The sequence below is a fragment of the Corynebacterium sp. HMSC08D02 genome (assembly GCF_001807505.1).
Classification (GTDB): Bacteria; Actinomycetota; Actinomycetes; order Mycobacteriales; family Mycobacteriaceae; genus Corynebacterium; species Corynebacterium pseudogenitalium.
On the sequence record NZ_KV789259.1, the window covers coordinates 59,896 to 80,520 of the forward strand.

Annotated in this window: 19 protein-coding genes; 9 read left to right on the plus strand and 10 right to left on the minus strand. The window is 58.4% G+C overall.

The genetic code is table 11. The features are described from left to right. Position 1 precedes the first annotated feature (1 nt). The gene (locus HMPREF3170_RS10055; protein ID WP_070363543.1) at positions 2 to 694 is read right to left on the minus strand and encodes an O-methyltransferase; all 693 of its coding nucleotides are present in this window, start codon (positions 692 to 694) and stop codon (positions 2 to 4) included. A gap of 102 nt (positions 695 to 796) precedes the next feature. On the opposite strand from HMPREF3170_RS10055, the gene sigE reads away from it, so the two are divergent. From sigE to tatB, 3 genes are read left to right on the plus strand one after another with little or no spacing between them, the layout of a single operon-like run. After that, a complete protein-coding gene (sigE, locus tag HMPREF3170_RS10060) occupies positions 797 to 1,420 on the plus strand; it encodes an RNA polymerase sigma factor SigE (RefSeq protein ID WP_070362676.1) in 624 nt (207 codons plus the stop codon). Positions 1,421 to 1,465: 45 nt separating this feature from the next. Continuing rightward, positions 1,466 to 1,807 (plus strand): zf-HC2 domain-containing protein, encoded by a 342-nt coding sequence (locus tag HMPREF3170_RS12065; protein WP_070362675.1) that lies wholly within the window; start codon positions 1,466 to 1,468, stop codon positions 1,805 to 1,807. A gap of 10 nt (positions 1,808 to 1,817) precedes the next feature. Continuing rightward, positions 1,818 to 2,237: a Sec-independent protein translocase protein TatB gene (tatB, locus tag HMPREF3170_RS10070; protein ID WP_070479449.1), complete on the plus strand. Its 420-nt coding sequence runs from the start codon at positions 1,818 to 1,820 to the stop codon at positions 2,235 to 2,237. Positions 2,238 to 2,248: 11 nt separating this feature from the next. On the opposite strand, the gene HMPREF3170_RS10075 is transcribed toward tatB, so the two are convergent. Beyond that, positions 2,249 to 3,397: an Mrp/NBP35 family ATP-binding protein gene (locus HMPREF3170_RS10075; protein WP_070479451.1), complete on the minus strand. Its 1,149-nt coding sequence runs from the start codon at positions 3,395 to 3,397 to the stop codon at positions 2,249 to 2,251. Positions 3,398 to 3,457: 60 nt separating this feature from the next. On the opposite strand from HMPREF3170_RS10075, the gene HMPREF3170_RS10080 reads away from it, so the two are divergent. Beyond that, a complete protein-coding gene (locus HMPREF3170_RS10080; protein WP_070479453.1) occupies positions 3,458 to 4,009 on the plus strand; it encodes a YflT domain-containing protein in 552 nt (183 codons plus the stop codon). A 53-nt stretch (positions 4,010 to 4,062) separates the two neighbouring features. Beyond that, positions 4,063 to 4,803, plus strand: coding sequence for a type 2 periplasmic-binding domain-containing protein (locus tag HMPREF3170_RS10085; RefSeq protein ID WP_141742279.1), 741 nt, complete (start codon positions 4,063 to 4,065; stop codon positions 4,801 to 4,803). An 84-nt stretch (positions 4,804 to 4,887) separates the two neighbouring features. Here the strand turns inward: HMPREF3170_RS10085 and HMPREF3170_RS10090 are convergent, their stop codons facing one another. Both HMPREF3170_RS10090 and HMPREF3170_RS10095 read right to left on the minus strand, forming a co-directional pair. Further along, on the minus strand, positions 4,888 to 8,601 hold the full coding sequence (locus HMPREF3170_RS10090) for a multifunctional oxoglutarate decarboxylase/oxoglutarate dehydrogenase thiamine pyrophosphate-binding subunit/dihydrolipoyllysine-residue succinyltransferase subunit (RefSeq protein WP_070479457.1): 3,714 nt from the start codon (positions 8,599 to 8,601) through the stop codon (positions 4,888 to 4,890). 560 nt (positions 8,602 to 9,161) lie between these two features. Continuing rightward, the gene (locus HMPREF3170_RS10095) at positions 9,162 to 10,061 is read right to left on the minus strand and encodes a hypothetical protein (protein ID WP_070479458.1); all 900 of its coding nucleotides are present in this window, start codon (positions 10,059 to 10,061) and stop codon (positions 9,162 to 9,164) included. Between the two features lie 102 nt (positions 10,062 to 10,163). Here HMPREF3170_RS10095 and HMPREF3170_RS10100 point away from each other — a divergent pair, with 102 nt between their 5' ends. Further along, positions 10,164 to 11,729 carry a carboxylesterase/lipase family protein gene (locus HMPREF3170_RS10100; protein ID WP_070479460.1) on the plus strand — a complete coding sequence of 522 codons (1,566 nt, stop codon included), beginning with the start codon at positions 10,164 to 10,166 and terminating at the stop codon, positions 11,727 to 11,729. A 54-nt stretch (positions 11,730 to 11,783) separates the two neighbouring features. Further along, positions 11,784 to 12,383, plus strand: a complete 600-nt coding sequence (locus HMPREF3170_RS10105; protein ID WP_070479462.1) for a hypothetical protein — start codon at positions 11,784 to 11,786, stop codon at positions 12,381 to 12,383. A gap of 8 nt (positions 12,384 to 12,391) precedes the next feature. Here the strand turns inward: HMPREF3170_RS10105 and HMPREF3170_RS10110 are convergent, their stop codons facing one another. Further along, complete coding sequence (locus tag HMPREF3170_RS10110) at positions 12,392 to 12,853, minus strand: hypothetical protein (protein WP_070362666.1); 462 nt, start codon at positions 12,851 to 12,853, stop codon at positions 12,392 to 12,394. A 124-nt stretch (positions 12,854 to 12,977) separates the two neighbouring features. Here HMPREF3170_RS10110 and HMPREF3170_RS10115 point away from each other — a divergent pair, with 124 nt between their 5' ends. Continuing rightward, positions 12,978 to 14,186: an MFS transporter gene (locus tag HMPREF3170_RS10115; protein ID WP_070479463.1), complete on the plus strand. Its 1,209-nt coding sequence runs from the start codon at positions 12,978 to 12,980 to the stop codon at positions 14,184 to 14,186. A 9-nt stretch (positions 14,187 to 14,195) separates the two neighbouring features. Next, positions 14,196 to 15,008: a nucleoside hydrolase gene (locus tag HMPREF3170_RS10120; protein WP_070479465.1), complete on the plus strand. Its 813-nt coding sequence runs from the start codon at positions 14,196 to 14,198 to the stop codon at positions 15,006 to 15,008. A gap of 61 nt (positions 15,009 to 15,069) precedes the next feature. On the opposite strand, the gene HMPREF3170_RS10125 is transcribed toward HMPREF3170_RS10120, so the two are convergent. The 5 genes from HMPREF3170_RS10125 to HMPREF3170_RS10145 form a co-directional block, all read right to left on the minus strand. Then, positions 15,070 to 16,068 carry an L-lactate dehydrogenase gene (locus HMPREF3170_RS10125; RefSeq protein ID WP_070362663.1) on the minus strand — a complete coding sequence of 333 codons (999 nt, stop codon included), beginning with the start codon at positions 16,066 to 16,068 and terminating at the stop codon, positions 15,070 to 15,072. A 142-nt stretch (positions 16,069 to 16,210) separates the two neighbouring features. Continuing rightward, complete coding sequence (locus HMPREF3170_RS10130) at positions 16,211 to 17,125, minus strand: NaeI family type II restriction endonuclease (protein ID WP_070479467.1); 915 nt, start codon at positions 17,123 to 17,125, stop codon at positions 16,211 to 16,213. Between the two features lie 9 nt (positions 17,126 to 17,134). Further along, entirely contained in the window at positions 17,135 to 18,184 is a 1,050-nt protein-coding gene (locus HMPREF3170_RS10135; RefSeq protein WP_070479469.1) for a DNA cytosine methyltransferase, read from the minus strand. A gap of 88 nt (positions 18,185 to 18,272) precedes the next feature. Further along, complete coding sequence (locus HMPREF3170_RS10140; protein WP_176754835.1) at positions 18,273 to 19,655, minus strand: amino acid permease; 1,383 nt, start codon at positions 19,653 to 19,655, stop codon at positions 18,273 to 18,275. A gap of 84 nt (positions 19,656 to 19,739) precedes the next feature. Continuing rightward, positions 19,740 to 20,624: a trypsin-like serine protease gene (locus tag HMPREF3170_RS10145; RefSeq protein WP_070479472.1), complete on the minus strand. Its 885-nt coding sequence runs from the start codon at positions 20,622 to 20,624 to the stop codon at positions 19,740 to 19,742. Position 20,625: the final 1 nt, after the last annotated feature.

Genomic DNA, 20,625 nt, shown 5'->3' on the forward strand with positions numbered 1-20,625 from the left:
GCTAGCGCTTCGTAATGATGGTCAGGCCACCGTCGAGAGGCAGGCGAGCTACGAGCGCTCCGTGGTCGGCGGCGAGGCTGCTCACGTACCTATCTGCCTCTCGTGCTGCCTCGGTTTCGCGGTCCCTGCGTGTCGAATCGCTGACGGTACCGTCCAGCAGAGAGTCGGCGAGAATCAGCGTGCCGCCCTCGCTGAGGAGCGGCCAGGCGGCATCAATAACCGCGGTGAACTCGATCGGCGAGACATCCGCGTAAACGAGGTGGTAGGCGTCGTTCGCAAGCCTGCCCATAACCTCAAGCGGGCGCGCGGTGAGGAAACGTGTGCGGGAGGTTGGGTACTCGGCGGCACGGAATGCCTCCTTTGCGCCGGTTTGTAGCGTGACCTCGGGTTCGATGCAGGTAAGCGATGCGCGCTCTGGAAGACCACGCAGCAGGTGGAGCCCGACGACGCCCGCAGCCGGAGTGATGGCGACTGCGCCTTGCGACTGACCACTTGGGCAGGCTGCAGCGAGCGTCGAAAGTAACGTGCCGACGATGACCGACGGCGCACGGACTCCGTTCTCCTGCGCTTCTACGCTGGCGTACTTCAACGCTTCGCGGAAAGCAGCAGGGAACGGCTGTTGCTCGGCATCAGTGAAAGACTGATGGATGTAATTTGTCAACTGATCAAAAGCGGTCGCACTCACAGCCAACATCATAACCAGAACTGTCCTCACAGCGTGTGTGCTACGCGCATGCAGTAACCTTTACGAATTTTCCTTTGGTGAATGCGATTTCAATCTGCCACAATATGAAGCATGCAACCTGATGATGCTGCCGCCCAACATGATTCCGTCGCGCCCGAAGATTTGCGCGGTACGGCTGCATTTGATGCTGGGGTGGGGGCGATGCCTTCGTGGGCTGAGCTCGTCGCAGAGCACGCCGACAGTGTGTATCGCCTTGCGTACCGTCTTTCAGGTAACCAGCACGACGCGGAAGATCTTACGCAAGAAACCTTCATCCGCGTGTTCCGTAACTTAAAGAGTTACCAACCGGGTGCGTTCGGTGGCTGGCTTCATCGGATTACAACGAATCTGTTCCTTGATATGGTGCGCCACCGGGCGAAGATCCGGATGGAAGCACTCCCGGAAGACTATGAGCGCGTTCCCGGCACTGATATGACTCCGGAGCAGGCGTATAACGTCGCGCACCTCGATCCTGCCCTGCAGCACGCACTCGATGAATTGAGTCCGGACTTCCGCGTTGCCGTGGTGCTTTGCGATGTCGTCGGTATGACGTACGAAGAAATCGCTGAGACGCTTGGAGTCAAGATGGGTACCGTCCGTTCACGCATCCATCGCGGTAGAACTCAGCTGCGTGAATCGCTCGAGGAGCAGGCGCGGCATGACGTCGCCACCGAAGAGTTAATTCGACTACGCTAGGGCGCGAGATAGTGGTTGACTACGGATGCGAAAGGAGCGTTACCGATGCGAGCGTTTTGTTCCACTGAGCATTTGAACCCTGAAGCAATTGCAGCTTTCGCAGACGGTGAACTTTCGCGCTCTGCAAGCCGTCGCGCTATGAAACATATGTTGGAGTGCCCAGAGTGCTTCCAAGATGTTCTTGTGCAGCGGCGAGCGTCCGCACGTGTAAAGGCCTGCAAGGATGACGACCTGCGAGCCCCAGATTCGCTGGTGGCGAAGCTCAGCGGCCTGTGCCACGAGATGCAACCTGCCGAGCCTTGCGGTGAAGATGCTCATCACAAGGAACGATCACCGATTGTGGCCGCCGTTGACGCCACGCTTCGGGCGCTGCGGCACCGAGAGTAGGATGTGATCCGTGTTTTCCAGTATTGGCTGGGGTGAAGTCTTTTTCATCCTGATCATCGGCCTCATTGTGATTGGTCCGGAGCGGCTCCCAAGCGTTATCGAGGATGTCCGCGCAGCCATTTACGCTGCGCGCAAGGCGATCAACAACGCGAAGCGGGAGCTCAACGGTGAGCTCGAGGAGTTTGAGGAGCTACGCAAGCCACTGGATACGGTGTCGCAGTATGCGTCGATGGGGCCAAAGCGCGCGATGGCGAAGTTTTTCTTCGAAGATGACGAGGAATTTCTCGAAAGTTTTGATCCGCGCAAAATGATGGAAGACGATGCGCCTCTGGCTCGCCAACCATCAAAGCCACAGTCCCGGGCAAAGAAAGGGCCGGAGGACGGGGGACAGCCCAGTGGAGGGGGATTCTCCTGGACTGACGTTACCTAGTTCCCACCGATCTATTCGTCAGTGTGCTTCACACCAAGGTTGAGGGACTTGCCAGCAAGTGAGTTACGGCGAATCTTCAGCTTGGTGACGATCTCCTGGATCGCCGCAGCGGCAGGGGAGTCTGGTTCTGCTGTGACGACAGGGGTTCCGGTGTCACCGTTTTCTCGTAGCTTCGGATCCAACGGGATGGAACCTAGCAGCGGCACGTCACTATCTGTGAGCGCGGTCAGGCGCTCCGCAACCTGCTGGCCACCACCTTCACCAAAGATATTCATGACGGAGCCGTCAGGCATGACCATCCCGGCCATGTTCTCGATGACGCCAGCAATTCGCTGCTCAGTCTGCTGAGAAATTGTGCCGGCACGCTCAGCGACCTCAGCTGCGGCTGCTTGCGGAGTGGTAACAATGAGCAGTTCGGCATTTGGAATCAGCTGCGCCACTGTGATCGCCACATCGCCGGTCCCCGGTGGAAGGTCAAGGAAGAGTACGTCAAGATCGCCCCAGTACACATCAGACAGGAACTGTTGGATTGCGCGGGTGAGCATCGGTCCACGCCAAACCACAGGGGCATTGCCCTCCACAAATTGCCCCACAGAGATGTGGCGCACGCCGTGTGCGATCGGTGGCATGATCATTTCTTCGACCACAGTCGGCCCCATGTCGGAAGAGCCGAGGAGACCAGGGACGGAGTGCCCGTAAATGTCGGCGTCGACAATTCCGACGCTGAGGCCCTGTGCTGCCATTGCAGTGGCCAAGTTCACTGTCATCGAGGACTTGCCGACGCCACCTTTGCCTGAAGCTACCGCGAACACCCGGGTGCGCGACGACGGGTCAGCGAAAGGGATGTCGGGCCCGGGCTGCTGTGCACGCAGCTTCGAGGCCATTTCGCGACGCTGCTCCGCGCTCATAGTGTGAAGCGTGACTGTCACGTTCTCCACGCCGTCGATTTCCTCTACGACTGCGCGGACGTTGCCCTCGATGGTGTCACGCATCGGGCAGCCCGCGATGGTGAGGTAAATGCCGACGGTGACGTTGGGGCCGTCGATACGTACGGACTCCACCATCCCGAGTTCGGTAATGGGTTTTCCAATTTCGGGATCGTCAACGCGAGCAAGCGCTTCGCGGACCTGGAATTCTGAAATGAGTTCTGCGTTTGCCATAACGGGCTTCAGTATAGTCAGAGAAGCTGGATGTTCATACGAGCAGAGGAGTGACAACGAATGGCCCAACTCAACAACAACCGCCTGGTAGCGCGCGAAGTGCCAACAGGGTGGCCGGTAGGCAGTTTTAATACCTACCAGGAGGCACAAGAAGCAGTTGACACGCTGTCGGACAAGGAATTTCCGGTAGAGAAGCTCACAATTGTCGGTGTGGACTTGATGCAGGTTGAGAGTATTACGGGCCGCCTCACGTGGGGCAAGGTACTTGGTGGCGGCGCACTATCGGGCCTGTGGATGGGCATGTTCATCGGCATCATTTTCTCGCTGTTCGCGGAAGAAGGTGGGTGGGGCATCTTCGCCTCGTGCGTCGCGATGGGTGGCGTGTTCGGAGCAGTTTTCGCAGCTATCGCTTACGCGTTTACAGGTGGAAAGCGTGACTTCGCCTCAGCGACAAGCATCGTCGCACGCCGATACGATGTGCTTTGCGCACCTGACGCTGCGCGTCGAGCCCGCGACATGATCGCCGCAATGCACCCACAGCGCGTCACTGGACGGCCAACTGAGCCGTCGGCCACCGATAGCGACGCCTCCGAAGACAACGCAGCGCGCTAGACTAACTCTGTTTTCCAGGCTCGTCTGAGCACACTACGAAGAAGGTATTTATGGTGTCCCTGCGTCCTCTCCGTACACTGATTGCTGCGGCACTGGCAACGAGCCTTGTCGGCGGGTTGACTGGCTGCACAGATGACTCGCTTTCACCGGTGAAGTTTGTCAACGGCGAATCCCGCGGCAACATCGTCAAAATCGGAATTGATACCTCAGAACCTGAACAGGTAGTGCTGGGGGAGATCTACTACGAGATCATTACAGCGATGGGACATCCTGCCGGGGTAGTCCCGTTCAATGACGTGTACTCCCGAAATGCAGCCGAACTGCTGCAAGAAGAAGACGTCGATATGGTCGTTGCGTGCTCTGGTGTTCTGTTGCAAGCGCTAGACGCACACGGAGCGAAGGAGCTCGACAACGATATAGCGCACGATCGTCTCGACGGTGCGGATCCGTCAGAAGCGACGTTCGCTCTTCTTGCGGGTGCGCTGCCCGGCAACATCCAATCGGTTGACCCTTCCCCTGCGCAGGGCTGTGCGTCGCACGTGGAGCTCGAGCACCTTCCTAACAGCGTCATCCCGCTGTTCTACAAATCAAAGTTTGCTCGCAAGGAAGTCAGGCGCATCAACGCGATGACGCGCGTGCTCAGCACAGCGCAGTTGGAAGAGATGAGCGAGGAAGTCGCGCAGGGCAAAGAACCGCGCGTTGTTACTGCGGATTGGCTCCGTGAATACGCCAGCATCAACGTTGAAAACCCAGATGCCAACGGCGGGGAAGCCGAGGCGACAGCTACTCCCTAGGCGCAAGCCAAATGAGTGAATCCTCAACAGGGAAGCGCCCCAACCGCAGTAAGCGGTTGGGGCGCCATTGCGTGTAAGCGCTACTTACTTCGCAAACGCCTCATCCAGCAGAGTCTTCTCCTCTTCCTGGTGGACCTTCGCCACGCCGGTTGCAGTGGTCGACTGCGCACGGCGAGAGACGCGGACCATTTCAGGCATATCCGGAATCAGTGTGCGCAGGTGCTCGTTGTAGAACGGCCATGCGCCTTGGTTAGCGGGCTCATCCTGAACCCAGCGAATTTCCTTCGCGTTCGGGTAGTTCTCGAACGCATCCCGGATGCGGTTGAATGGAATCGGGTGCAGCATCTCGATACGGATGATGGCGACATCGTCGCGCTTATCCTTCTTACGACGCTTCTCCAGTTCGTAGTAGATCTTGCCGGAACACAGCAAGATCGTGGTGACCTTGTCGTGATCTGCGCCGTCAACCTTGACGTTGCCACGCTGTACGAACTCGGGGTCGTCGATAACTGACTGGAACTTGTCCACCTCGATGAAGTCTGCAGGCTGCGAGACCGCCGCCTTGTTACGCAGCATCGACTTCGGGGTGAAGACGACGAGCGGGCGCTTCATCTCACCGAGCGCCTGACGACGCAGCAGGTGGAAATGGTTTGCCGGGGTAGACGGCTGGGCAATCGTCATCGAGCCCTCGGCGACCAGCTGGAGGAAGCGCTCGATACGGGCGGAGGAGTGGTCCGGGCCCTGGCCTTCGTAGCCGTGCGGCAGGAGGGCAATCATGCTGGAAAGCTCGCCCCACTTGGTCTCGCTGGAGGACAAGTACTCGTCGATGATGGTCTGTGCGCCATTGGCGAAGTCGCCGAACTGTGCCTCCCATGCGACGACAGCGTCCTTGTTGCCAAGGGTGTAGCCGTACTCGAAGCCCATACCTGCATATTCGGTCAGTGCAGAGTTGAACACCTCGAAGCGTCCGCCGTTGTCTTGTTCTTCCGCGTTTGCGTCGAGTGGGTTGTACGGAGTGCCGTTATTCGGGTCGTAGAGCACCGCGTGGCGCTGCGTGAACGTACCGCGCTGTGAGTCCTCACCTGCAAGGCGGACAAACTTGCCCTGCTCTGCAAGGGAACCGAAAGCGAGCAGCTCGCCCCAGCCCCAGTCGATGTCGCCGTTTTCGAAGGAACCACCGCGCTTCTTGAGCACGTTGTTCAGGCGCTTGTTCGGCTCGAATTCCTCAGGCAGCTTGCCGTACGAATCCGCAAGGCGCTTGAACGTATCCTCGCTGATCGAGGTGTCCAGGCCACGAGTGAGCTTCTGCGAGTCCGTGATGCCGGTCTGCTCGCTTGGCTTGCCCTCAGCGGACTTGACGTCAGAGAAGACTGCGTCAAGCTGATCGTGGAAGTCCTGTGCCGCGATCTTGGCTTCTTCCTGCGTGAGGTCGCCACGGCCGATGAGGTCCTTGGTGTAGCGGGTACGCACCGAGTCGTGGGAGTGGATGCGGTCGTACATCACTGGCTGCGTCACGGTCGGGTCGTCTGCCTCGTTGTGGCCGCGCAGACGGTAGCAGATGAGGTCGATGAAGACGTCCTTGCCGAAGGCGCGGCGGTATTCGGTTGCCAGGTGAGCAACCCAGGCGGCTGCCTCCGGGTCGTCGCCGTTGACGTGGAACACTGGGCAGTTGAAGCCCTTGGCCAGGTCGGTAGCGTAGTAGGAGGAGCGGCCAGAGTCAGGGGTAGTGGTGAAACCAATCTGGTTGTTCACAACGATGTGGACGGTGCCACCAACGGAGTAGCCAGGGAGGCGAGACAGGTTCAGCGTCTCCTGTACGATGCCGAGGCCAGCGAATGCGGCGTCGCCGTGCAGCATAATCGGAACTACTGGATTGTCGTCGCGAACACCGTTTTCACGCAGCGTGTCCGCCTTTGCGCGGGCAATACCGACGAGCACTGGGTCAACAGCCTCGAGGTGTGACGGGTTCGCGGCCAGCGAGACCTTGATCTCGCCGTCGCCGAACATCTGGATGTGCTTGCCCTCGAAGCCGAGGTGGTACTTCACGTCGCCAGAGCCACCCTGCTGTGCGGACTGCATGTTGCCCTCGAACTCGTTGAAGATCGTAGCGACAGGCTTGCCCACGATGTTAAACAGCACGTTCAGGCGACCACGGTGTGGCATGCCGATGACAGCTTCGTCGAGGCCTTGGCCAGCGGCGGTATCAATCACCGCGTCCATCAATGGGATGAGTGTTTCCGCACCCTCGAGGGAGAAGCGCTTCTGGCCGAGGTACTTCGTCTGGAGGAAGTTCTCAAATGCTTCAGCAGCATTGAGCTTCTGCAGGATGTACTTTTGCTCAGCATTCGTCGGCTTCGGCATGCCAGCCTCGATGCGCTCGAGCAGCCACTCACGCTCATCGCGGTCGAGAATATGGGTGTATTCAGCACCGACGTGCAGGGTGTAGGCAGCACGTAGGCGACTAAGCACCTCGCGCAACGTCATTGTTTCCTTGCCCCCGAAACCACCTACGTGGAACGTGCGGTCGAGGTCCCACAGCGTCAGGCCGTGGGTTTCCATCAGCAGGTCACGGGAGTCCGGTTGCTGCAGGCCCGGCTGGCGCCAACGAAGCGGGTTCGTGTCAGCAATGAGGTGGCCGCGGGAGCGGTACGCCTCGATGAGCTGCATGACACGGGTGTCCTTGTTCACGCCGGAATTCGGCAGGTCCTTCGCCCAGCGTATCGGGAGGAACGGGATCTCGAGGGACTCGAAGATGGAATCCCAGAACTTATCGTCGACGAGGAGCTGCGAAATATCGCGCAGGAACTCGCCAGACTCTGCACCCTGGATGACGCGGTGGTCATAGGTGGAGGTCAGTGTCACAAGCTTGCCGACGCCCAGCTCCGCCAAACGGTCCTCGCTGGCACCTGCAAACTCTGCAGGATAGTCCATTGCGCCGACACCAACGATGGTGCCCTGGCCCTTTGTCAGACGCGGAATCGAGTGGCGGGTACCGATGCCACCCGGGTTGGTCAGCTGAATGGTTACGCCAGAGAAGTCGTCCATCGTGAGCTTGCCGTCGCGCGCGCGACGCACAATGTCTTCGTAGCTTTCGACGAACTCCGCAAACGACTTGTTCTCGCACTCCTTAATCGCAGCGACGACCAGGGAGCGGGACCCGTCCTTCTGCGGCAGGTCGATTGCTAGACCCAGGTTGATGTGCTCAGGCTGAACTGCGAAGGACTTCTTGCCGTCCTCCTTGTAGTTCTTATTCATGTCCGGGTGGAGCTTGGTGGACTGAATGATTGCGTAGCCAAGGATATGCGTGAACGAAACCTTGCCGCCGCGAGTGCGCTTGAGGTGCTCATTGATCAACGTGCGGTTTTCAAACATGAGCTTGACCGGCATATCGCGCACGGTGGTGGCGGTTGGCACCTCGAGCGATTCGTTCATGTTCTTCGCGATAGCGCGGAACGCACCCTTGAGCTGTTCCTCGCCTGGAGTGACCTTGACACTATCGAGCTTGTCCAACGGGGAAGCGGTCGGCTTCTTGGTGCGCTTTGGAGCTGCTTCGGCGGCTGCGCGGTCTACCTGGGTTTGACGGCCGTCCTGGGTAGGAGCGCTCGTGGAGCTGGTGACGCTCGTCGCAGTCTTCGAGGAACCTTTTGGCGCCGGGGTGTTTGTCACCGTCGGCGGGGTGCCCTTCTTCTCGAAAAGATCGCGCCACTCCGCGTCAACGGAGTTGGGATCCTGTTTGTACTGCTGGAACATCTCCTCAACCAGCCAGTCGTTCTGGCCGAACGTATCTTCGCTGCTCACGGCAGGTGCTCGCCTCTCTTCTTGGGTTGTATGTAACTTTTCAACGACTTTAATTGTCTGGGATTAGGTAGTGCTACCTTACATTCCCGAAAAGCCCTCGTACTTGTGAGATCTACCCCCTTTAGCGGTTGATACACCACAAATGGGCATATCTTCCGTTTTGAGTGAGAAGGGTCTCATGAGAACCGTTATCAATGATACGTCCTCATTCGACAACAAGTATTTGAACGGTTGCTTGCTCGTGATTGATTGATTTCGAACTCTTGAAGAGGTGGGGCGGGCACGTCGACTTTGGCCTGGTGCGTGGGGAAGTGCAGAGTGGGCGTCGAGCAGTATTCACGGTGGCAGCTGTCGAGAAGCGCTCGTGTGCAGTCTCGGGGGGACCAAGAAGGTGGGGCCAAAGCAGGCTCGCGTATTTGAGGGGGCGCTGTGTTTCGGCGGCGGTGCAGGGTGTGGATCTCCAACTAAAGCAGAGGTGCTACCGGGGGTAGGCGAAAGATGGAAGTGCGTGATTCCCGCCTCAGTTTTGGGGGAGTCGGGAATGAACTTCGGAGCCGAAGCTATTTGGTAATTTCTTGCTGATTGGTGTCGCGTACTTTGTCGTCGTCACCAAAGAGTCGGAGTACCCAGCGCAGAAGGTTCTTTGGATTCGCACTGAGGCCAGCCTCCTCCTGGTCAGGCTTTTCCGGAAGAGGGCTCAAGAATTGGGAGGGAGGAGTGCCGAGGGCGACGGCGATGTTATCCATCAGGTGGTCGGCAAGCTTGCGGTTGGCGGCGGTGCCCGCGATCGCGCCGAGCCCCAGAGGCAGCATCTTGCCAATCCATGCTCGGCGGAACCGCTTCGTAAACGACTTCATGGCCACACGAGACAGGATGCCATTGACTTCGGCGAGGCCCGGGCCAGCAAAGCGCGTCAGGACATTTTTCGACGCCAACTCCCTCGGCCGAGCTCGGTCCGCGCCGAGCAACGTGTCAACAATCGCAACGCCCTGGGCGCCCATCATGACCGTGAGCACGCCTGCGCGTCGGCGCTCTTTGTCTTCGATATTGACGTCGCGCAAGTACATGGAGGAGAGGGTGTAAAACGCGGCAAGGTCTAAGAAGACTACCGATTCGCCAGCAACGGCTGCTGCGCCGGTGACGAGCCCTACGCCAGGAACCGCGGCTGCTGCGCCCACGCCTGCACCTGTTGCGGAGACTACGTTTTTAAAATGCTTGTCCATCGTGTGCTGGATTTCCGCAGGACTTTGCTCCGGGTGTTGACGGCGAAGCCAGTTCACGTAAGCCCGAATGGCACCGGACTGAAGATGGACAGCCTTATCTACTGCTGCGATAAACGCTCGGCCTGCTGGGCCTGCTTCCTCCTCGAGGGAGCTTAAGTCTTCAGCACGGGCGTCTTCAATAATTTCGACTACAGGTTCGTCGTCTTCGTGCTTGTCTTTGCGGAACTTTTCTAACATGCTGTGTGTTTTTCTCCTTATTAATTATTGGTACGAGCGTTCATCGTACCCGCCTTAGAAACTCCACGAGAATAGACAGAATTCCGGGCTAGGCTAAAAGGCATGCATCTCAACAGCAACAATCCGCAGGAGCACCTCCAGGTGCAGACCACCTCGGGAATCGTTGCTGGCACTATTGATCCACAAACCGGGGTTCGCACTTGGCGCGGGGTACCCTACGGTGCAGATATGGGCGGTGAGAACCGATTTCGGGCCCCACAGCCTGCGCCTTCGTGGTCAGGTGTGCGCACCACAACCAACTATCGGCCACCTGCGATGCAGACGAATTTCGGGTGGAAAGACACAGTAATCGGCACCGAGGACTGCCTACACGCAGACATCGTTCGGCCTGATACGGACGACGTACTCCCCGTCGTCATCTATTTTCACGGTGGATCGTTCGTAAGCGGATCGAGTCATGAGAAAGTACTCCAGGGGCACTTTCTGGCTAATGCCACCGATATCGTCTATGTCTCCTTAAACTTTCGCCTCGGGGTGCTTGGGTACTTGGATCTGCGCAGTATCGGCGAGGACTGCGCTGCCAACCCCGCCATTTTGGACCAGATCCTCGCGCTGCAGTGGGTACACGAAAACATCGCGGCCTTCGGAGGGGATCCGAACAACGTAACCATCATGGGCGAGTCAGCCGGGGCAGCTTCAGTAATCCATATGATGTGCGCCCCGGCGGCTCGGGGGTTGTTCCACCGGGCAATCGCCCAGTCCACTCCGCTTTCTTCCGTGCATACGAAGGCACAAGCCGCGATGTGGACGTCGACACTTCTTGACGGCATGGGGCTATCGCGACTATCTACCCTCGAGCACCTCCGGGAGGTACCTGCCGAGGAACTGGTTAGAGTGGGGCAGTCCATGCTGTTTACTGGCCGCGAGCTGCGCGAACTGAATTTGAGCTTCATGCCGACGGTCGATGGCACCACGCTGCCAGCTCACCCGCTGGACATGTTCCGCGCCGGGCAACAGGCGCCGGTGCCGTTGATCATCGGGACCAATGCGGATGAGGCCAGCTTTGCAAAGGCGCTGTATCAGCGGACGAAAGCCCGTCAGCGTGCAGCACGCCGCTTGCTCGAGGCGTATGACGCGAAGAACGCGACAGCGGTCATCCAGGCGTATAGCGACGTGAGCCAGCGAACGGACTTCGCCGAGTTTCTCGCTGACGCCGTGTTTTGGGGACCGTCGGTGATCGCTGCAGGGGAGCACCGTAAGGTGGCTCCGACTTGGATGTACCGCTTTGAATACGCATCGGCGACAATGCGGCGGCTCGGGTTGGGAGCAATGCACACAGCCGACCTGATGGCGGTGTTTGGCGATAGGGAAGGTACACGCTCATCGAAGATCGACCGGTTTGGCTCCACCGTTGCGTTTGAAGCAGTAGTTGAAGTGATGCAGCGCAACTGGGGGTCGTTCTTTCATACCGGCGAACCAGGGCCGAACTGGCCCCGCTACGATTTTCGTGGCGACGACCACCCCGGGCGCGCGACCGCGATCATCAACGAACATCCGTCAATCGTGTACGACCCAAAACGTCACAAACGCCGGGCATGGGAGGCTTTTGATATGCGTAGCTGGCAGGGCCGCGAAGCGTGGATGCGCATCATGGGGCCAGAACAGTAGGCTTGGCATCGTCCGCCGGTGACAACCACGATGAGGAAGAGTAGAGGATTCTTCGTGAGCTTTTTAGAAGACATTGCCGCGGCTCTAGACCGTGAAGGTATTGAGTCTCGTGTGCACGATGACACGATGTTTGTTCCTATCACCCCCGAGATTGAGATCCAGTTCGTTGTTATCGACGAGCAACTGCCAGCGGCGAACGTGTATATCGCGGCTGCTGACGTTGATGAAGACGATGAGGACTTTGAAGCAGCATTAGTCGCAGTCATTTTTTCTGCCGAAGATGCTGTGTCTGCTGTCGCTGAGCACATAGCCACTGACGAGGTGGTTACCGTGTTCCGCAGCCTGCTCGAGGCTGCAGATGAACGTATCGCCGGGCTTGAATTCTTTCCGGACGCCGAAAACCATCAACTCGTCTTCGCAGAAGTTGGTACAGAGGCTGAAGTCCACGTGGAGGTCGAAGTTATCGACGCCACAGCCACTGCCCACGTGCAGTTTGTGGTTCCTGGAGACGATGAGGAAGCAGATTCCGAAGAACTTGACTTGGGAAGCTTCACCGACATCGACAGGCTTTTTGATGTCTTGAATCTGGTTGCTGACCAGGCTGAAGACTGGGAGGGTCAGATGCTTCCGCTTGACGACGAACCAGGGCAGTAGCCAGCCGGTTACGCTACGTTCAGTCCGGCGAACAGGGATGAAGGAGAGCGGACGGGGTCGAAGTGGCCGTCGACTAGCCAGACATACGTTGCCGCGTATGGATGTGGCAGTAGATGAAGCATGTCCTCCGTCGCGTCGGGGTAGAGCGCGCGCATCCAACCCTCAGCTACCGCGGGGTTGACCGGCGCACCCGACTGGGCGGTGAATCGTGCTTCGATGATGTACGCGGGACGTGCAGACGCTCCGTAACCTTGCACCATCGCCTGAGCCCGCGGGCCGACTCTCCGCCGCGTAAGCGCAAGGTTGATGTGTTGCTTGTCTATGACTCGCGGCAATGCGATGACCGGCGGGCGCCACGAGCCAGTTGGTCGTGCAAGAGAGCGAGGGTGCTTGACTGTGGCGCTGAGGGCTTGGACGGTGTCGTCAAAGCGATGAATAATTTCTTGAGCAATCGTTGATTCGTAGAACATGCTTCGAAGCGTACGAGAGCAGCTAGACATGGAGTAGCGAAATTGGCCATGTATTCGAACAACCGTGCTAATGTTATTGCGTAATGGGACGCGAACGCGAAGAAAGACTAGTGTTGTCGCTGGTATGACGGAACAAACATATAAGGGCGGCGCGTCACCAAAGCTGCCATCAGTGATATGGGTGCTGTGCACCGCAGCGTTTATCATTGCGCTCGGCTACGGGTTCATCGCCCCGGTGTTGCCACAGTTCGCCGCCAGCTTCAACGTGTCCATGGCGGCCGCTGCAGCGGTGATCTCCGCGTTCGCAGCAGCTCGCTTGCTGGGCGCGCCAGGCGCTGGCGCGCTGGTGGATAAGCTCGGATCACGGCCGGTGTACCTCACCGGGCTAAGCATTGTTGCGACTGCAACCTTTGCCGTGGCGTTTGCTCAGGCGTACTGGCATATTTTGGCGTTGCGCTTTATCGCCGGCTTCGGATCCACGATGTTTACGCTCTCCGCACAGGCCTTCATCGTTCGCGTGATTCCTCCCGGCATTCGTGGGCGAGCGAATGCACTTTATGCATCGTCATTCTTGCTTGGCAACATCTTCGGGCCAATCATCGGCGCTGGCCTCAGTTTCCTTGGATACCGAATTCCGTTCGCAGTCTACGGTGTTGGTGTCGCTCTTGCGGCAACTATCGTGTGGGTTGCTACGTCTCGGCAACACAAGCCAGAGGCGCCGAAAATACAGCGGCCGCCAATGCCACTGCGCCGAGCCTGGAAGCAACCCACGTACCGTGCGTTGCTCGCCGTCGCCTTTACAAATGGTTTTGTGAACTTCGGTGCGCGCGTTTCGGTCCTTCCGCTGTTCGCTGCGGCGATATTTGCAAATGGTGGCGCGGCATCCGGACTTGCGTTGACTGCGTTCGCGCTGGGCACGGGCGTCACGCTGCAGTTTTCTGGTCGGCTGGCTGACCGAATCGGACGTCGCCCTTGCATTCTCGCAGGTCTTGCGGTCTCCGCAATATTCACGGGCACACTCGGACTCGCCACGACAGTGTGGGTGCTGCTGCTGGTCTCGGTGTGCGCGGGTGTTGGCGGTGGACTGATGAGTCCTGCCTCGCAGGCGACGTTAGCTGACATCATCGGCAATGACCGCTCGGGTGGCAAGGTAATTTCTACCTATCAGATGGTGCAGGACTCCGGCCAGATTGCGGCGCCGATTGTGATCGGCTTTCTGGCGGAGGTGTTCGGCTTTGCTATCGCGTTTGGTGCCTGCGGCGTAGTTGCTCTGGTCGCTCTATTGCTCTGGGCAATGTACAGTAAGGAATCTCTGCACAGGTCCACTGCGTAAAGGAGCACGGTGCGAATAATTGTTGACTGCGTCCCAGGGGTCGAGGACACGCTTGCGTTGGCATATGTCGTTGCTGCGCACCATCGTGGGCAGGCTGAATTGGAGTGCGTGACAACCTCAAGCGGTAGCGCCTCAGCTGCGCAATGTGCCCAGCATGCTGCGTGGGTGTTGGCACGCTGTGGCCTGCCCGCTGTTGCGGTCGCAGCAGGTTGTGACGCGCCAAAACATCAACCGACGCGCGATGCTGGTCTGGGCGACGCCCAAGTCCCAGAGCGGTACGTTGCGAATGACTGGGACCTGTTGTGGGCCGACGCGTGCGCGCGAGGTACACGGGACCTGTGCTTGATTTGCACGGGCCCGTTGACAAACCTCGCCGAGTTTTCACGGCGCTACCCCGAGTACTTCGACGCACTTGAGCACATCGTTGTGTCTGAATCCAGCCTTCTACTCGACCGAGAAGCCTCCGATGTGGTGTTGCAGGACACCCCGGTGGCGATCACCGTCTGTGCAGCACCGGAAACGTTGGGGCAGGTAGATGTGCAACGGTGCGCACCGCTGGCAGAAGTCGGGGCCACCGCGGTTACTGGCGTTTCGCTTCTCGCGGCCCAGGTCGCGCTAGGTGATATCCAGACTGGTGGGCAGTGTGTGACGCTCGCGCCTGCCGAGGAAGATGATGACCCGAACGCGCTGGTGCTCGACACCGCGGATGTAGACGAAGAGGACGTCGTCAAGCTTTTCGACGCCTGCTGCGCCACGTTTGACGCTCTTGCACGCGGCGATGATGCTCTGGACGTAACGAGGCACCTCCGGGCGGAGGACTAACGCAGACAAAACGCCCGCCGGGGTGTGTCCGGCGGGCGCAATCGAAGGGTATGGGAAAGGCTTATGCCTCGGTGAGGCCAGCTTCGACCATCACGCCACGAAGGGTGTTGGCGGAGTGATCGAACTTTTCCTTCTCGCTATCTTCAAGGTGCAGCTCGACAACCTCGCGGACACCGTTGCGGTTGATAACAGCCGGGGTGCCGATGTAGATGTCTTCCTGACCGTACTGGCCTTCAAGGAGAGCAGAGACTGGCAGTACGACGTCCTCGTTCATCAGGATTGCGCGGGTGATGCGGGCAAGGCCAGCACCGATACCGAAGGACGTGGAGCCCTTGGCTTCGATGATCTTGTAGGCGGCATCGCGGGTTGCGACGAACATCTCGTCGATGCGCTCGTAGATCTTCGGATCGGTTTCTGCTTCCTTCTCCAGACGACGACGTAGCGAAACGCCAGCGACGGAGCCGGATGCCACGACAGGCAGCTCGGTGTCGCCGTGCTCACCGATGATGTAGGAGTGGACAGAGCTTGCGGAAACACCGAAGTACTTGCCGAGGTTGCAGCGCCAGCGTGCGGTGTCCAGGATGGTGCCGGAACCCACGACCTGTGCGGAGGAAAGACCGGTCTGCTTCCAGGTGGCGTAGGTCAGGACATCGACAGGGTTGGTTGCAACCAGGTAGATGCCGTTGAAGCCGTTGGCCATCACTTCCTTGTTGATGGACTCGAAGATCTTCACATTGCGGCCCACGAGCTCAAGGCGGGTTTCGCCGTCGCGCTGTGCAACACCTGCACAGTTGACGATGAGCGCTGCGTCGCGGCAGTCCTCGTAGGTGCCGACCGTGATCTTGGTGTTGTGGCCTGAGTACGGCATTGCGTGGTTGAGGTCCTCGACCTCACCCCACGTCTTCTTCTCGTTCAGGTCGATAATTGCGAGGTGGTCGCAAATACCCTGGTTGAGGATTGCGTATGCGAACGCGACGCCGACATCACCAGCACCAATCAAGACAATCTTGTTGCCTGGCGTGATGTTGTTCGACGGGGTGGACGGATTGGTGATAGTCATATGATCTCTCCTGAATCCAGTAAAACTATGTTCCGCTACCCATCATTGCAGATTTTCCGCCACAATGGGAATACCAATCGAAATATGTAACCAAGATAACGGAAATAGGCGGGCATAACCGGGCATTGATGGCTTTGGGGTATTAAAAGGGGAGGCGTGGCGCACGATGGAGTGAGTCGGCGCCCGTGGCGATTCGCCAAGTTTGACCTTCGATATCTACTGCAGGACCAACAAAATGCGGTTCAGCTGGAGTTACTCGTACGGCGAGGCTATCGCCATTCTTGCAAATCGGAAGGCAGAGGGCCTCTGCGATAGCTTGGTGGCGCCGGTAGTCCCCAAGGATCAAGATGCCTTCCTCCTGGAGGCGTGACCTTGATCCGCCGTTGTATCGAATGCGCTTCATTGGGTCTTTCTGCTGAGCGACAGTGTAAATGATGCCGCGCGGAATGAGCACCTGCTGGATTGAGCGAAACAACATGTCGAGGCGCTGTTGCCCAGAAGGCAATTCCATAATTTTGGCGACAGTTTCCTCATCCGCATGGAGGAGCACGTTATTCGGGTACGGGTGATCGAACCAGGCCCACGCAATTTTGTTGCGTGCTGCTGCCATGATGGTTCGCTTGCGGTCACGGTTTCCACCTGCGGTGAGGATGTCGTCGGTGATTTTGACGAAGCCTACTCGGAAAGTGGAAGTAACCTCATTTGCGTGGCAGAGCATGGCGTGGTGGCCAACTGCTTCCATCGGGATCATCCAGCCGTAGGGGTTCTTGGAGTATTTACAGTCAACTTCATGGCCGAGGATCTTGAAATCCATCTTGTCGCCGTCCGTGATAGTGCCGTCAAACCCTCGGCGAATGTTAATTTCAACCAACGATCCAATGTGGGCAAGTTCTGTCTTGCTCAGCTGCGCTGGGTCGAACCGGCCCGTGTGCTGGCCGTCATAGGCCTGGTCGAAAGTTTGTCGAAATATTCTTCCCATTGCTTCGCCGTCGGGAAACTCGTTACGGAAGAGCTCGGCGAGTTCATGGGAAAAATCGCCATCAAGGTTGTGTGTCATGGGCAGATCCTATGCGTGCGTTTGAAGCGCCAGTTGTGGGGCCACCTCGGGGGCTTTCGTTACGGCATTGCAGGAAAGTAGTGCGTCCTTGATTGCGGTGCCGATTGCAGCCGCAACCGGTGGCGGAAATGCATTGCCGACTTGGCGCCATTGGGCGGTCTTGCCACCTTGCCAATCCCAATCTTCAGGGAACCCTTGGATAACGCCGCCCATCCGCACAGTAAGGCGGGGAAGGTTGTCCGGGTCATCGACAGGGAAGTCGGGGCCTGGTGCGCTGTCTGCGATCGAAGTTCCTCGGATGCCGAGCTTCTTCCATGCTGCCTTTGCTCGAGTCGGGCCAACGTCTGGTCCACCGTGCTTCTTTGATCCGCCAACGAGCGTCGGTGCTACCGTATCGGCTTGATCTGCCCATGCGTCCGCTCCCGGCCAGCCATTTTCTCCCATTAGGTGGCGAAGTGCGCTACCAACGGATGTGTGATGCATATTCGGGGTTGGCCATTCGAAGTGCTCGGCAAACTCGTGTTTCAGGGCTACCAAAATAAACCGTGGGCGCAGTTGGGGGACACCGAAGTCTGCCGATTGAAACAGTGACCAGTAGGTGGTGTAACCCATCCGATTGAGCTCACTGACAATTTCATTGCGGTAGGAATCAAACCGCTTTTGGCCAAGGCCTCGGACGTTCTCCAGCATGACGGCTTTTGGATTGATTTCTCCTACCAGTCGTAGGGCTTGCGGGAACAGATCACGCTCGTCGTCTGCGCCGAGCTGTTTTCCCGCGATGGAAAAGGGCGGACACGGAACGCCACCTGCAAAGAGATCGACCTGATCGCGCCATACGGTGCCGTCGAAGTCATGTACATCCATTTCGTGTACTGGCCACGGATGTGGATGGTCACAGCCGCGATTGGCTCGCAGTGTCTCTGCTGCCCAGTTGTCGATTTCCACCACGGCTAGATGCTGGAAACCTGCTTGCTCGAGCCCAAGTGCTTGGCCTCCAGCGCCAGCGCAGATCTCGATAGAGGTCAACGTGGGCTCGGAAGTAACCGTAGACAGGCGCATCGCGTCTCCTTCTGGCTAAAACTTGGAATATGTAGGCATAGGATAGCGTGCACAGCAGACAATGGATACTTTTATTCGAAATTATGTGCTACTTCATCTCGTAAGTGACGTGCGCTGCCGCAACTGCCTTTGGGCGCCCGGTGACAAAGTAGAGCACAGTCATGATTACCACGAACGCAACGCCTACGGCGAGCGCCATGTGATACTGCGGCAGCCACACCATGATGCCGAATGTGAACAAGATGAAAATGATCGCGAACCACTGCCCGTAGGGCCAGAACGGTACAGGGAAGCTCAAGGTCTCGCGCTCTGCCGCGGACATGTTGCGGCGAGATGCGACGTGTGCCAGCAGGATCATCAGCCACACAAACACGGTTGCGAAGGTGGCCAGCGCTGCGATGGTCTCGAAGATGTTCGGATAGAGCGCGTTGAGCACCACGCCGATGATGAGTACGAGCAACAGGGTAATGGTCGTCATTACTGGGATGTCGCGGATGGTGCGCTTCATGATCTTCGGGGCTAGGCCTTCCTTCGCCAGGCCAGTAAGAACGCGCCCAGTGCCGAACAGGTCTGCATTAATTGCAGAAAGGGCAGCAGTGATGACCACCAAGTTGAGCAGTGCAGCGGCCCAGTTCACGCCAAGTGTGTCAAAGATCTGAACGAAGGGGCTTTCTTCACCAGTCATTGCACGCCACGGGTTGAGCATCAAGATAACCAGGATGGCGAGGACATAGAACAGAAGGATGCGCAGCGGTACGGTGTTGACGGCCTTCGGGATCGAGCGGTCCGGATCGTCTGCTTCGGTGCCGGCGACGCCGATGATCTCAGTTCCGCCGAAGGCGAAGAGTACGAGGATGAACGCTGCGATCATGCCTTCGATGCCGTTCGGGAAGAAGCCACCGTCGTTCCAGAGGTTAGAGATTCCGGTCGTCTCTGGGTCGGTACCCAAACCAAATGCGAGGATGGCAGCACCGCCGACGATCATCGCCATTACGGCGACGACCTTAATGAGCGTGAATGCGAACTCCAGCTCGCCGAACCAGCGCACGGATGCGAGGTTCGCCGCACCAATGACCAGCAGGGTAGTGGTAATCCATACCCATGCTGGGGTGTCCGGGAACCAGAACTTCATATAAATGCCGATGGCAGTCAAGTCCGCAAGGCAGACGATCATCATCTCGAATGCGAACATCCACCCGGTAATGTACCCGCCCAGGCCACCAAGGTGCTCCCTGGTGTACACCGCGAACGACCCACGAACCGGGTGCTGCACACTCATCTCGCCCAGGGCGCGCAACATAAAGTAGACGACGGCCCCTCCGAGTAAGTATACGAGGAGCACCGAGGGGCCGGCGGCCTGAATCGCGCCGGCGGAGCCGTAGAAGAGCCCGGTGCCGATCGCCGAGCCGAGGGCGATGAAGTGGATATGGCGGTGTGTAAGCCCCTTGGGCTTCGACGAGCGGGAAGTCATGGCAGACATCATAACGTTTAATTACGCTGCTCTGTAAATTATTCACAGGTAATTCTGTGAGTTCGGTCGCGTTTTCAGGCAGCGCTACTGTGCAGTATCAGCATCACGCTTCCGTGAGCGTGCAACTGCGGCAACTACCAGTGCGATAACGACGGCGGCACCGGCAGTGATGAGCATCCACGTCGGCGTACCGCCGTCATTTTCTGTGGGGGTCGTTTCGGCCGAGTCTTCCTTGGCGGAGATTTGCTCACGGATCCAGTCCGCCTGCGAAGCAACTGGCGCAAACGCAACCTTCGGGCTCACTCCTTCCTCAGCGGAGTCCGGGTTGTCTGGATCCATAAACAGTGATGCGGACGCGATGGCTGCGACCTTGCCCTCACTGAAGAGCGCGCCGCCGGAATCACCGGGCTGGGTTGCTGCCCCACCTTTCATGGTGGCTTCGACGCCGTCGGTGCCGTCAAACAGAATCATCGGGGTTGGGCCGTCGACGGTAGCGTCTGCGTACGGAAGGGTGCGTCCGGCACCAGAGCCATCAGAGGACCAGCCGTAGAAAGTAGCGTCGCTGCCTGCAGCTGGGATATCGCTAGCAAGCTCAGGATAAGCATCGAGTCCGAGGTCCTCAGAGGTGTGTAGCAGCGCGATATCGCCTTTCGGGGTGGTCATCCACTTATCGACGTCATAAAACTTCTGGTTATCACCCTGGCCAGTACGCACGGACCCACCAGCTTGTGGCAGGTGGTCCATACAATGGCGCGCAGTAATAACCCAGTGGGACGCAATGGCGGTACCTGTGCACACGCCGGTGTCTGGGTCATCGTCCGCGGTGCGGACGGAGACTACTGCGTTGGACTCTGCCGAAGGCTCAGCGAACGTATCGGACTGCATTGCCAATGCAGGTGCTGCCGGGAGTGCTACGAGCGCGGCAGCGACGCAGGAGCTAAGAATACGAGTGGAAGTGTGCAGTTTCATG